The sequence below is a fragment of the Methylophilus luteus genome, assembly GCF_042676265.1.
GTDB classification, from domain to species: Bacteria; Pseudomonadota; Gammaproteobacteria; order Burkholderiales; family Methylophilaceae; genus Methylophilus; species Methylophilus luteus.
In genome coordinates this window covers 265771-279088 of sequence record NZ_JBHTKB010000001.1, presented here as the reverse complement: position 1 = coordinate 279088, position 13318 = coordinate 265771, and the positions used below count along the sequence as shown (strand labels likewise).

The 13318-nt window shown below is 53.6% G+C and carries 12 protein-coding genes; 3 read left to right on the top strand and 9 right to left on the bottom strand.

The genetic code is table 11. The features are described 5' to 3' along the window. Window positions 1-27: 27 nt before the first annotated feature. Window positions 28-648 (bottom strand): 23S rRNA (uridine(2552)-2'-O)-methyltransferase RlmE, encoded by a 621-nt coding sequence (gene rlmE / locus ACFQ1Z_RS01190; protein ID WP_379054817.1) that lies wholly within the window; start codon window positions 646-648, stop codon window positions 28-30. A 54-nt stretch (window positions 649-702) separates the two neighbouring features. On the opposite strand from rlmE, the gene yhbY reads away from it, so the two are divergent. Beyond that, window positions 703-1011, top strand: coding sequence for a ribosome assembly RNA-binding protein YhbY (gene yhbY / locus ACFQ1Z_RS01185; protein WP_379054815.1), 309 nt, complete (start codon window positions 703-705; stop codon window positions 1009-1011). 49 nt (window positions 1012-1060) lie between these two features. Here the strand turns inward: yhbY and ACFQ1Z_RS01180 are convergent, their stop codons facing one another. The 6 genes from ACFQ1Z_RS01180 to ACFQ1Z_RS01155 form a co-directional block, all read right to left on the bottom strand. Beyond that, window positions 1061-1516 (bottom strand): DUF4149 domain-containing protein, encoded by a 456-nt coding sequence (locus ACFQ1Z_RS01180; RefSeq protein WP_379054813.1) that lies wholly within the window; start codon window positions 1514-1516, stop codon window positions 1061-1063. Window positions 1517-1552: 36 nt separating this feature from the next. After that, on the bottom strand, window positions 1553-2035 hold the full coding sequence (gene greA, locus ACFQ1Z_RS01175) for a transcription elongation factor GreA (RefSeq protein WP_379054811.1): 483 nt from the start codon (window positions 2033-2035) through the stop codon (window positions 1553-1555). Between the two features lie 151 nt (window positions 2036-2186). Then, complete coding sequence (gene carB / locus ACFQ1Z_RS01170) at window positions 2187-5402, bottom strand: carbamoyl-phosphate synthase large subunit (RefSeq protein ID WP_379054809.1); 3216 nt, start codon at window positions 5400-5402, stop codon at window positions 2187-2189. Then, window positions 5402-6541, bottom strand: coding sequence for a glutamine-hydrolyzing carbamoyl-phosphate synthase small subunit (gene carA, locus ACFQ1Z_RS01165; protein ID WP_379054807.1), 1140 nt, complete (start codon window positions 6539-6541; stop codon window positions 5402-5404). Before carA ends, carB begins: the two co-directional genes overlap by 1 nt. A gap of 191 nt (window positions 6542-6732) precedes the next feature. Beyond that, window positions 6733-7539 (bottom strand): 4-hydroxy-tetrahydrodipicolinate reductase, encoded by an 807-nt coding sequence (gene dapB / locus ACFQ1Z_RS01160; RefSeq protein WP_379054805.1) that lies wholly within the window; start codon window positions 7537-7539, stop codon window positions 6733-6735. A 38-nt stretch (window positions 7540-7577) separates the two neighbouring features. After that, complete coding sequence (locus tag ACFQ1Z_RS01155; RefSeq protein ID WP_379054803.1) at window positions 7578-9998, bottom strand: L,D-transpeptidase Cds6 family protein; 2421 nt, start codon at window positions 9996-9998, stop codon at window positions 7578-7580. Between the two features lie 171 nt (window positions 9999-10169). On the opposite strand from ACFQ1Z_RS01155, the gene fur reads away from it, so the two are divergent. Then, window positions 10170-10589, top strand: a complete 420-nt coding sequence (gene fur / locus ACFQ1Z_RS01150; protein WP_379054801.1) for a ferric iron uptake transcriptional regulator — start codon at window positions 10170-10172, stop codon at window positions 10587-10589. Window positions 10590-10677: 88 nt separating this feature from the next. Continuing rightward, window positions 10678-11223: a DNA-deoxyinosine glycosylase gene (locus tag ACFQ1Z_RS01145; protein ID WP_379054799.1), complete on the top strand. Its 546-nt coding sequence runs from the start codon at window positions 10678-10680 to the stop codon at window positions 11221-11223. A 12-nt stretch (window positions 11224-11235) separates the two neighbouring features. Here ACFQ1Z_RS01145 and ACFQ1Z_RS01140 read toward each other — a convergent pair whose 3' ends face one another. Together ACFQ1Z_RS01140 and recN are read right to left on the bottom strand one after the other, a co-directional pair. Next, window positions 11236-11643 (bottom strand): VOC family protein, encoded by a 408-nt coding sequence (locus tag ACFQ1Z_RS01140; protein ID WP_379054797.1) that lies wholly within the window; start codon window positions 11641-11643, stop codon window positions 11236-11238. After that, window positions 11640-13304 carry a DNA repair protein RecN gene (gene recN, locus ACFQ1Z_RS01135; RefSeq protein ID WP_379054795.1) on the bottom strand — a complete coding sequence of 555 codons (1665 nt, stop codon included), beginning with the start codon at window positions 13302-13304 and terminating at the stop codon, window positions 11640-11642. The genes ACFQ1Z_RS01140 and recN overlap by 4 nt, the downstream gene beginning before the upstream one ends. Window positions 13305-13318: the final 14 nt, after the last annotated feature.

Below are 13318 nucleotides of genomic sequence, written 5' to 3'. Positions count from 1 at the left end.
AAACTAGAAGGCAAAAACCGTTGCATTTCAGGGTTTTCGATGCAATCCCAGCAAGTAGACTTCGCTGCTGCGGTCACGAGAGGCTTTCGGTTTACGTGTGACTACCTTTTCAAACTGGCTGCGCATTTGTTTGACGATCTCGTCAAAGCCGCTGCCTATGAACACTTTGACCAGGAAATGCCCGCCAGGTTTCAACCAGTCCTGACAAAATTCCAGTGCCAGTTCGGTCAGATGCGTCGCGCCCGCCTGGTCTACGTCTTTCAGGCCGCTCATGTTCGGCGCCATGTCAGAAATGACCACATCCACCAGTTTGTTTTTCAGGCTGGCTTCCAGTTGTTTTAGCACCGCCTCTTCGCGAAAATCGCCGCAAATAAATTCAACGCCGGGCATCCCATGCATTTCCAGGATATCCAGTGCGATCACGCGGCCCTGCCCTTTCAGGCGTTGCACCGCCACCTGCGACCAGCTGCCCGGTGTGGAGCCGAGGTCGACCACTGTCATGCCAGGCTTGATCAGTTTGTCTTTTTCATCGATCTCCAGCAATTTATAGGCGGCGCGCGCCCGGTAACCTTCTTTTTGTGCGCGTTTGACATATTCGTCATTCAGATGCTCTTGCATCCAGGCTTTACTGGTTTTAGAAGGTTTCATAGGGTGAATATAGGCTTCGTGCTAAAATAGGGGCTGTCTTGAAGGAATGCTTTTATGCAATTAAATAGTAAACAAATCGCGCACTTGCGTGGCCTTGCCCACACGTTGAATCCAGTGGTCATGATAGGCAATAACGGCCTGACCGAGGCGGTGTTAAAAGAGATAGATCTCAACCTGAATGCACATGAACTGATCAAGGTACAGGTGTCAGGTGATGACCGCGCCCTGCGCAAAGCCATGCTGGATGAGATCGCCACTAAAGTGAATGCGCTCGCTGTGCACCATATCGGTAAACAACTGGTGTTCTACCGCGCCAGTGAGTCTGTGAAAGCCTCAGCAAAGATCGTTATCCCAAAACTGTAAAGCAGTTGCTCAGTTAAAAAACGCGCAAGAATGCGCGTTTTTTTATCGTCTAACTGGATTTGATCACCAGCCACAAGCCGAGCACACATTCCACCAGGTAGGCAACACTGGCGATGCCATGCCAGGTTTTAAAGCGGCTGGCGAAAACACTTTGCATCACGTCATTCGGCAAGGCACTGGCCTTGAGTTGCGCCAGCAGCGGCTGGATACCGAATTCGCCTACCAGTACCAGTATCCACATCAGCAGTATTATCCAGAACAGGCTTTGCCTGAAAGCTGAAAAACCATCCGCGGCCAGGCGCTGTATCAATAGCCACAGGCCACTGCCTATGCCTATATAGCTGACGATGGTGAACAGCTTGCCCGCCACCAACCCGGCCAGTTGCCGGTCAGCGATGTTCTGGAACAGCACGCTGGCAGTAATACCCGTCATCCACAATGCACCCACCCACAGAGTGAGCACTACCGGGCTTATCCATGCGATCAATCCAGCTTTGCGTGCCATGTGCTTTCCTTGAATAGAGGCGCTTGCGAGCAAACGCTATATATACTGCACTTCTATGATTTCGTACTCTTTGATACCGCCCGGAGATTGCACCTCGGCCACTTCGCCTTCGGACTTACCTATCAGGCCACGCGCGATCGGTGAGCTGACCGAGATCTTGCCGTTCTTGATATCCGCTTCGTCTTCACCAACGATCTGGTAGATCTTGCTATCGCCGGAATCCAGGTCTTCAAAACGCACGGTGGCGCCAAACACTACACGACCGTCTGCATTCAAGGTGGTTGGATCTATGATCTGCAGGTTGGAAAGTTTAGCTTCCAGCTCGGAAATACGGCCTTCAATAAAGCTCTGGCGTTCTTTGGCCGCTTCATATTCGGCATTTTCTGACAGATCACCCTGCGCACGCGCTTCGGCGATCGCCTGGATGATGTTAGGCCTGTCAACCGCGCGCAAACGTTGTAATTCTTCTTTGAGTAGTTCTGCACCGAGCACGGTCACAGGAAATTGATTTACTGCCATAACGAAAACCTTGAAAAAATGAAGTATAAAAAAAATAAACCACACCCGGTCGAGCGTGGCTTATTTCAATAACAGCTAACTACTATATTTCTTGATGAATCAACTAAGGTCTATCAGCTAACTGACCAAAGCATAATTGGCTTAGTGTAAGTTATGCCAGACGTTTGTGCAAGTCTTGCACCGAATACACATCCATATCCTTGCTTTGTGCCATACCTATGCAGGCAGCACGCGCACCGGCCAGCGTCGTGTAATATGTCACCTTGTTTTGCAAGGCGCTACGACGGATCTCGTATGAATCGGTGATCGCTTTTTTATCTTCTGTCACATTCACGATCAGGCTGATCTCGTTGTTCTTGATCATATCCACAATATGCGGACGCCCTTCAGCGACCTTGTTCACCGGTGTCACATCCAGCCCCTGCTCAGACAAGGCACGCGCAGTGCCTTTGGTCGCGACCAGGGTAAAGCCCAGGCTGACCAGGTCTTTGGCGATATCGATCACTTTGCGGTGGTCTTCGTTACGCACACTGATAAAGGCACGGCCGCCAGTAGGCATTTTAACCGAGGCACCTAATTGTGATTTGACGAACGCTTCGGCAAACGTGTTGCCTACGCCCATCACTTCACCGGTGGATTTCATCTCAGGGCCGAGTATGGTATCCACACCCGGGAACTTGATGAACGGGAACACCGCTTCTTTGACTGAATAGTAAGGAGGAATGACTTCTTTAGTCACGCCTTGTGATTTCAGTGACTGACCTGCCATACAACGGGCGGCGATCTTTGCCAGTTGCAGGCCACAGGCTTTGGAAACGAAAGGCACGGTACGTGAAGCACGCGGGTTGACTTCCAGCACATACACTACTTCACCCTGCTCGGTATTCTGCACGGCGAACTGCACGTTCATCAGGCCTTTTACACCCAGGGCTTTAGCCATTTGCACGGTCTGGCTGCGCAATTCATCCTGCAAAGCATCGCTCAGGCTGTAAGGTGGCAGTGAACAGGCCGAATCACCGGAGTGCACACCAGCCTGCTCGACGTGCTGCATGATGCCGCCTATCAGTACATCTTCGCCATCGCTGAGTGCATCTACATCCACCTCTATCGCGTCATTGAGGAATCTATCCAGCAACACCGGTGACTCGTTAGACACTTTCACCGCTTCGCGCATATAGCGCTCCAGCTGGCTCTGCTCGTGCACGATCTCCATGGCACGGCCGCCCAGCACGTAGGAAGGACGGACCACCAGCGGGTAGCCGATCTCCATTGCCAGGCGTATGGCTTCTTCAGGCGCACGCGCAGTACGGTTAGGTGGCTGTTTCAGGTTCAGCTTGTGCAACATCTGCTGGAAACGTTCGCGGTCTTCAGCGCGGTCTATCGCATCTGGTGTGGTACCAATGATAGGCACACCGGCTTTTTCCAGGTCACGCGCCAGTTTCAATGGTGTCTGACCACCATATTGCACGATCACGCCTACCGGTTTCTCGATATTGACGATCTCCAGCACATCTTCCAAGGTCACCGGCTCAAAGTACAGGCGGTCAGAAGTGTCATAATCGGTAGACACGGTTTCCGGGTTGCAGTTGACCATGATGGTTTCATAACCATCTTCGCGCATGGCGAAAGCAGCATGCACGCAGCAATAGTCGAACTCAATGCCCTGGCCGATACGGTTAGGACCACCACCCAGCACCATGATCTTCTTGTTGCTGGTAGGTTGTGATTCGCACTCTTCTTCATAAGTCGAGTACATATAAGCGGTATTGGTGGCGAATTCAGCCGCGCAGGTATCCACACGTTTGTAAACCGGGCGCACACCCAACGCCTGACGGAAAGCACGCACCGCGTGCTGGTCAGTATCCAGCAACCTGGCCAGACGGCGGTCAGAGAAGCCTTTGCGCTTGAGCCTAAACACGGTCTCTTTGCTTAAATCGGCAATGTGTTTGCCTATCAGCGATTGCTCCAGCTTGATCAGCTCCTCGATCTGCACCAGGAACCAACGGTCTATCTTGGTGATATCAAAGATCTCATCTATGCTCATGCCCAGACGGAAGGCATCGGCTACATACCAGATACGCTCGGGGCCAGGCTCGCCCATTTCTTTGACGATGCGGTCTTTGTCATCGGTCACGCTATCCAGTCCGTCCACGCCGACTTCAAGGCCACGCAGGGCTTTCTGGAAAGATTCCTGGAAGTTACGGCCTATCGCCATCACCTCGCCTACAGATTTCATCTGTGTGGTCAGACGGCTATCAGCCTGCGGAAATTTTTCAAACGCAAAACGCGGCACTTTGGTGACCACGTAATCGATGGAAGGCTCGAACGAAGCCGGGGTCTGGCCACCGGTGATGTCATTGCGCAATTCATCCAGGGTGAAACCCACCGCCAGTTTGGCCGCCACTTTGGCGATAGGGAAACCAGTGGCTTTGGAAGCCAGGGCTGATGAGCGCGACACGCGCGGGTTCATCTCGATGACTATCATGCGGCCATCTGCCGGGTTAATGGCAAACTGTACGTTAGAACCACCGGTATCTACGCCTATCTCACGCAGTACAGCCAGAGAGGCGTTACGCATGATCTGATATTCTTTGTCGCTCAGTGTCTGCGCAGGTGCCACCGTGATGCTGTCACCGGTATGCACACCCATAGGGTCCAGGTTCTCGATAGAACAGATAATGATGCAGTTGTCCGCTTTGTCGCGCACCACTTCCATCTCGTATTCTTTCCAGCCCAGCAGCGATTCTTCGATCAGCAATTCATTGGTAGGTGAAGCATCCAGGCCGCGTTCACAAATGGCAATGAACTCTTCACGGTTATAAGCGATACCGCCGCCACTGCCGCCCATGGTGAATGAAGGACGGATGATGGCCGGATAACCGATATTGGCTTGCACCTGCAGTGCTTCTTCCAGGCTGTGCGCGATGGCTGAACGTGCAGAGCCCAGGCCGATCTTGGTCATCGCCTCTTTGAATTTCTGGCGGTCTTCGGCTTTATCGATCGCTTCTTTAGAAGCACCGATCAGCTCAACATTATATTTCTGCAATACGCCATGCTTGTCCAGGTCCAGCGCACAGTTCAATGCTGTCTGGCCGCCCATGGTAGGCAGTAACACGTCAGGACGCTCTTTTTCAATGATCTTTTCTACGATCTGCCAGGTGATAGGCTCGATATAAGTCGCATCTGCCATTTCCGGGTCGGTCATGATAGTGGCAGGATTGGAGTTCACCAGGATCACGCGATAACCTTCTTCGCGCAAGGCCTTGCATGCTTGTGCGCCAGAGTAATCAAACTCACAGGCCTGGCCGATGACGATCGGACCGGCACCGATGATCAGGATACTTTTAATGTCAGTTCTTTTTGCCATTAGCTGGACTTTCTATCTTGCATTAACTGGATAAAGCGATCAAACAACACGCTCATTTCTTGCGGGCCGGGACTGGCTTCCGGGTGGCCCTGGAAGCTGAAGGCTGGCTGGTCGGTACGCGCAATGCCTTGCAGGCTGCCGTCAAACAATGAGACGTGCGTGATTTTAATATTGGCGGGTAAAGTGGTTGGGTCTGCGGCAAAACCGTGGTTCTGGCTGGTGATATACACGCGCTTGCTATCCACGTCTTGTACCGGATGGTTGGCACCATGGTGACCGAACTTCATTTTCAAAGTTTTGGCACCGCTGGCCAGCGCCAGCAACTGGTGACCCAGACAGATACCGAAGGTCGGTATGCCGGTATCCACCAGTGTCTTGATGGCCTTGATAGCGTAGTCGCATGGTTCAGGGTCGCCAGGGCCGTTGGACAGGAAAATGCCATCCGGCTGATAAGACAATGCCTGCTCAGCCGTGGCCTGCGCTGGCAATACGGTGACCTTACAGCCACGCGAAACCAGCATGCGCAGGATATTCAGTTTGACACCATAATCGAATGCGACCACATGAAACTGCTGTGCTGCAGGCTTGTTAAAGCCTTTGCCCAGCTGCCACTCCTGCTGGGTGAACTCATAAGGCTCACTACAGCTCACCACTTTGGCCAGGTCCATACCGGCCAGGCCAGGGAAACCCTGGGCATAGGCCAAAGCCTGCGCTTCATCTACCGTCTCACCGGCCATGATACAGCCAGCCTGTGCGCCTTTTTCGCGCAGGATACGCGTCAGTTTACGCGTATCGATATCGGCGATCGCCACTACATGATTAGTGTTGAGATAATCGGAAAGATTTTGTTCACTGCGGAAATTGCTTTCCAATAAGGGCAAGTCACGAATGATCAGACCTGCAGCATAGACTTTGCCCGACTCTACATCTTCACTATTGGTACCGTAGTTACCAATGTGCGGATAAGTCAGCGTCACGATTTGTGAGGCATAAGATGGATCAGTAAGAATTTCCTGATAGCCGGTCATGGAAGTGTTGAACACGACCTCGCCAACCGTATGACCCGAAGCGCCAATGCTAATGCCCTTAAAAACAGTTCCATCTGCTAAGACTAAAATCGCTGGAATTGTTTTTGACACCTTTAGCTCCTTAAGTTTGATACGAAACACATCCTTTAGAGGGTTCACGCAAACGCTGGAAGCTGACTTCAACCGCCGGTGAATAGATGTGCAAAACGGGAAAAGCTTTTTGGACTCTTCCCGTTTCAGAATTGCAGCATTATAGCCTATTACCGCTAGTCACTCAAGAGCCAGCGGAGGGCAAAAATCAGCTATGTTTTGTCAAAACCCAGCACGTCACGCATATCAAACAAGCCGTCTGGTTTATCCGCCAGGAACTTGGCAGCACGCAAAGCGCCCTGGGCAAAGGTCGCCCGGCTGGAGGCTTTATGCGTCAACTCTACCCGCTCGCCCACACCTGCCAGTACCACCGTGTGGTCACCGACCACATCACCACCACGCAAGGTGGCAAAGCCTATGGTGCCGGTTTCACGCTCGCCGGTCACGCCTTCGCGCGCATACACGGCACAATCCTTGAGCGCCTTATCTATGCCTTTGGCCGCAGCCTCACCCAAACGCAAAGCGGTGCCAGAAGGCGCGTCTACTTTATGGCGGTGATGCATTTCAACGACTTCGATATCGTAACCTTCATTGAGCACGCGTGCGGCCTGCTCCACCAGGTTGATCAGCAAGGTCACGCCCACACTCATATTCGGCGCGAATACGATGCCTGTTTGTCTGGCAGCAGCTTCAATGGAAGCTTTTTCGCTGTCATTAAAACCGGTGGTGCCTATGACCAGTTTGACCTTGGTCTGCTGGCAGGCTTGCAGATACTGCATGCTGGCTTCCGGGCGCGTGAAATCGACCAGCACATCGGCACCTTGCAGTGCTGCCACCACATCTGCCGTGATCTTAACGCCAGTCACTTTACCGAATTGCTCACCGGCATCGCGGCCCAGCATGGCACTGCCAGCCCTGTCCAGGGCCGCATGCAACTGCAGACCACTATCTGAAAATACACCATCCAGCAGGGCATGTCCCATACGGCCGGAAACCCCTGCAATCACTACTTTTAACATAAATCGCTCAATACTCTAATTCTTGTTGGCCAGGTTGATTAAAACCCGATTTGTTCCGGTGCCGCCTCTGATGACTCAGGGCTGGCCTCATCGGCCGCCGCAGGCGTAGTCAGCTGCTGCTTGGCCGCTGGCAGGTCTGTGGCGGTAGTGGCAGTTTCCCGCACGATCAGCCAGTTGTGCGTAGCCGGGTCCAGTTTCAGCTGCAATTTCTTGACCATCACATCACGGTAAGCCTTCGCCGCATATTTCTGGGTAAAGGTGGCGACCGCATTATCGCCGTCACGCGTCACATTCACCGCATCGATCTCCAGGCTGATATTGCCCTGGCTGGGTGACAGGCGCTTTTTACGCTGTGCTTCCCAGGCTCGCTTGTTCGGCAAGTCCTCAGGCACGAATTCTGGCGAATAGGCTGCCAGATAAGCGTTGATATTCTTGCTGCGCCAGGCTTGGGCCCAGCCTTCAATGGCAGACTCCACGCTAGGGTCAGCTTCAACCGGGATCTGTACCTTGGCTTCTGAAGCCGCAGGAGCAGCCACTGCCGCTTTATTAGGCAACGCCACCACTGCCGGCAGCGCGGCCGAGCCTAAAGGCGCAGTGCGTTCATGCGTGATCAACCAGCGTTTTTGAGCCGGTTCATAACGCAGTTCCAGGGTTTTCAACAATTCATCTTTGTAGGCTTTGGCCGCATATTTCTGTTCAAACTGGACCACGGCCTCACCGCCATCACGCTGCACCTGCAGATTATTCAGCACCAGTGTGATCTCGCCTTGCTTGGCTGACAGGCGCTGCTTGCGCTGTGCTTCCCAGGTTTTTCTGCTGGGCACACCTTCAGGCACAAACTCTGGGGCATAGGCGGCAAAATAGGCATTCACGTCTTTGCTACGCCAGGCTTGCGCCCAGGCAGCGACCGACTGGTTGACACCTGCATCGCTAGTTGCTGCTACCTGCGGCGCTGTTTCAGCCGCTGGCAATAGATCGGCTTGCGGCGCGACAGGCTTTAACACCGCAGCCGGTTTGTTTTCTGTCGCGACCAATGCGCCTGCATTCGCAGCTGGCGTCACCGCTTTAGCCACTGGTTTCACGGGTGGTGGTAGGGGCAGCTCGGGCTCGGGCTCAGGTTCAGGCAATTGTTCGGCAATAAAGGTAGGGGCAGGCTCTGCTGCTTCAGCTTCCTTGGGTGCAACGCCTTTTGCGGTGACCTGACGTGCTTCAGCATCGACGGCAGGCGCATTTGCTTCAGCCATATTGCCTTTGACCATCTCGCCTTCGCTAGGGATCACAGGCTCGACATATTCACCCTCAGCAATAAAGGGAACCACCTCATCATCGTCCAGCAGAGCCGGGTCTTTGGTTTTGATGATGGTGATGCCGGTTGCTTTGGTCGCGGCGGCTGCCGTAGTGGCAGGTTTAGCTGCGACAGGTTTAGTTTCTTGCGTCTTGTTAGCGGCTACTGGCTTGGATGGCGCTGTCTTAGCAGCGGCAGCCGTGGCAGTAGCGGCAACCAGTGCTGGTGCAGCTGCTGGTTTCATAGGAGCCAGTACACTCTTCGCGGCTGGTGCAGCGGTTTTTGCAGCTGGAGCAGCCGGAGCAGCAGGGGCAGGTGTGCTCACTGCTGGCGGCAACACCGGCTCAGGTTCAGCCACTGGCGCAGGCGCTGCCACGGCTTCGGCCTGAAAAACCGGCGGCGGTTCTACGCTTTCAGCGGTACTGGCAGCCAGGGTTTTTTCGTTCACCGCCTGGGTATTCGCTTCTGTCACCTGGTTAGCGCTGGCATCCGGATTAGCTTTTGCCATCTCCTGCGGGCTAGGTGCACCGCTATATTCGCCTTCAGGGATATAAGGTACGACTTCGTTATCAGCGGCTGCGACAGCTTGCGGGGCTGCTGAGACTGTTGCTGGTTCAGCAACTGGTGCAGTGACTTGTGGTTTTTCCGCCTCGGCACTGGCTGGTGCAGTGGCTGTGGCAGTTTGAGCGTCTGTTGCTGGTGCCGTTGCAGCAGGTGTTGCAACTGCTGCCTCGGCATTCTTCTGCTCGGTGGCACTGGCAGCTACGCCTGCACCTGTCGCTGCGACGGCTGCGCCGCTACTGGCGGCTTCATCGCTTTTCCAGAATTTCAGCTTATCCGACCAGCTTTCATCTTTGTCTTCTGCGAGTTTTTGCTTGGGTGTTTCAGCAATGGTCTTGATCTCAGGATTTTCTGCGGATGGGATCACGTCCCCACGTACCGCCACCAGGCTGTCTTTATCAAAATCGAGTATCACCCTGCGCTTTTCAACCACCGAGCCCTGTTTGCGCAGTTCGTAAAAATAATCCCAGCGATTATCGCGGAAACTATCTACAATCAGTGGTGTCCCCATGATGTAGCGCACCTGGGTGCGTGTCATGCCTGGACGCAGTTGCAGTAACATTTTGGAAGTCACCACATTGCCCTGTTGCACTTCCATTTTGAAAGGCTTCATGGATGGAAGCTTTGCGCCACACCCGCTCCCCAGCGACGCAACAACCAACACAAAAAAAATAGAATTACGCATTGGATTCACTTTATAATCGGTATATTGAAAACAATCATTAATATACCACGTAGTTTCGCAATCAAATATGCTGGACTACATAACAATGGACAAAACACTATGCATGACTCAAAAGATCTCAAAAATGCCGGTCTGAAAGCCACACTGCCACGCTTGAAAATCCTCGAATTATTCGAGCGCAGTGAGCAGCGTCATTTGTCAGCTGAAGATATTTATAAAGTCATGATAGGTAATGGCGAAGATGTAGGCCTGGCGACTGTTTATCGCGTGCTGACACAATTTGAACAAGCCGGTTTGCTGGTGCGCCACCACTTTGAAAGTGGCAAGGCGGTATTTGAGTTGAATGAAGGCAGCCACCATGACCATATCGTCTGTATCAAATGCGGCCGCGTAGAAGAGTTTTACGACGATGAGATCGAAAAACGCCAGAAGAATGCTGCAGAGAAATATGGCTTTACCATGCAGGACCATTCACTGACCATTTATGGCGTCTGTAAAGACCAGCCTTGTAACGAATAATCGTTGCACTTTCAGTCAGCACTGCACTAGTAGTCAGCACAGCACCAGGTGCTGACACACTTTATCTGCCGCTCAACGATTCATAGATATGGGCAAACACTTGGGCACAGATTTCTCTGAACTCATTAGCACTGAACCGCTGCCCTCAGTCGGTTTCCCGCCCATTTTAGGCTTAGCGCCCGAGATACTGATCCTCGGCTCATTACCCGGCATAGCCTCCCTCGACCAGCAACAATATTACGCGCACAAACAGAATGCCTTCTGGCGCATACTGCAAGCGTTGTTTGCTATCCCGGCCGATGCCGAATATGCAAGGCGCTGCCAGCAGGTGCAAGCCGCCAGACTGGCGATCTGGGATGTCTGCCACTCGGCTTACCGTCCCGGTAGCCTGGACAGTGCCATCACCCGCAACAGCGTGATCGCCAATGATATCAACGGCTTGCTGGCACTACATTCATCCATCAAACTGATCGCTTTCAACGGCAATGCCGCCGCCAGCCTGTTCAACAAACATATACTGCTGCAGCAGCCGCTCACCACCATTACCCTGCCTTCTACCAGCCCGGCCAATGCCGGTATTACCTATGCACAGAAACTGGAAAAATGGTCAGTGTTGCTGAAGTTCAGAGAATAAACAGTTTAGAGATTAAACCGCAGGCTTGGCCCTGAAAGCGCGGCTGGAGATGCTGATAGAATTGTGATCAGGGTCTTTGGCATTGGCGAACTGGTAGCCATGCGCCTGATGGATAGCGCCGAATGCCAGGCCTTGCGCTTGCGCGGCCTGCACGAACTGCTCAACATCCTGCACAGTAAAAGAAAGTTTGACGCCCACCTGCCCCAGTTTGACTGACTTGGCGGCCTGATGCACAAGGATACTCGCACCACCATGCCTGGCATTTAACTCGACCAGGCCTTCTATACTTTCGCCTGTAGTCTCAAAGCCAAAATAGTCGCGGTAAAAAGCCACCGTTTTAGGGATATCCCGCGCGTAGATGATAATGGTAGCTAGCGCGGGTGCGTTTGCCAGCGCCAGTGAATCGGTGCTGTTGTTCAAGAGTGCGTCGCCTGCTTGAGCATCTCACGCGCGTGATTGCGGGTGGCTTCGGTGATCTGCAAACCACCTATCATGCGTGAGATCTCTTCAATACGCTCATCCACACTCAGGCCACGAATCCGGCTCAGTGTTGCACCGTTAGCTTCAGACTTGCTCACTTGCAAATGTTGCTGCGCCTGTGCTGCCACCTGGGCCAGGTGGGTGATCACCAGCACCTGGCGTTGCTGGCCCAATTGATTCAGCAAACGGCCTACCACTTCAGCCACTGCACCCCCTATACCGACATCGACCTCGTCAAAGATCATGCACGGCACACTGCCCAGGGCAGCCGTGGTGACTTGCAAGGCCAGGCTGATGCGTGACAATTCGCCGCCGGAAGCGACTTTATTCAGTGGCCGCGGCTCTACCCCGGCATGACCAGCCACCAGGAACTCCACCTGCTCCAGGCCATGGGCCGCAGCGTCACCCGGCGTCAGCGAGATCGCGAACTGCCCGCCCTTGAGTGACAGTGTCTGCATTTCTGCAGTGATGATACGTGCCAGTTGCGTGGCGGCCTGCTGGCGCAGGCCGGAGAGCTGGGTCGCTCCCTGCTGATAGGCAAGCCAGGCCGCACTCACTTTTTTGGCCAAGGCACCGTCATCTGCGTAAGCTTCCAGCTCCTGCATACGTGCCGATTGTTGCGCCAACAGCTCGGGCAACTCTTCCGGCTTGGCTCTATACTTGCGCGCCGCGCCGTGAATGGCCTGTATGCGCGCGTCTACTTCCGCCAGTCTTTCCGGGTCCAGTTCACTTTTCTGCAGATAACGGTTGAGTGCACGGCTGGATTCTTCCAGCTGTATCACGGCAGAATCCAGTGTTTCGGCAATGGTTTGCAAACCGGCATCCATAGATTGCAGTTCAGCCAGCTTGCCCTGCACCTGCGACAGCATCTCCAGCGCATTGACTTCACTGTTCTCGCTCATCAGTTGCAAACAGGTTTCCATACCGCTGAGCAAGCTGGCGCCGTTACTCAGGCGTACATGCTCCTGTTGCAGCGCTTGCCATTCCTGTTCAGAGAACGCCAGTTGTTTCAACTCGCGGCTACTGTCGCGCAGTTCTGCCAGCTCATCGGCGAACTGGCTGGCATTTTTTTCATAGGCTGTTTGCTGCTGCTGCAATTGCGACCAGTCTTTATATAATTGACTGACCTGCTTTGCCAGCGGGCTGGCCTGCGCATAGGCGTCCAGGATCTCACGCTGGGTAGCGATCTTGAGTAAAGAATGATGGGCGTTCTGGCTATAGATATCGATCAGGGTTTCGCCTATCTCACGAAGCTGGCCCACAGTGGCCGAAGCACCGTTGATAAACGCGCGGCTGCGGCCATCGGCATAGATGACCCGGCGCAACACCAGGGTGTCATCGACATCCATCTCTTGCGCCTGCAGCCAGTCGCGCGCGGCCTGGTTGTGGGCAATTGCAAAAGTGGTGGCGATCTCGGCTTTTTCATGGCCTTTGCGCGTGACATCACCTTCGTTGCGTGCGCCCAGGCTCAGCGAAAGTGCGTCTATCAGTATGGATTTACCGGCACCGGTTTCGCCGGTTAATGTGGTATAGCCGGCCGAGAACTCCAGTTCCAGCGACTCAACAATGACAAAATCACGAATAGAAAGGGCTTGTAACATAGTGTTGTTTAAAG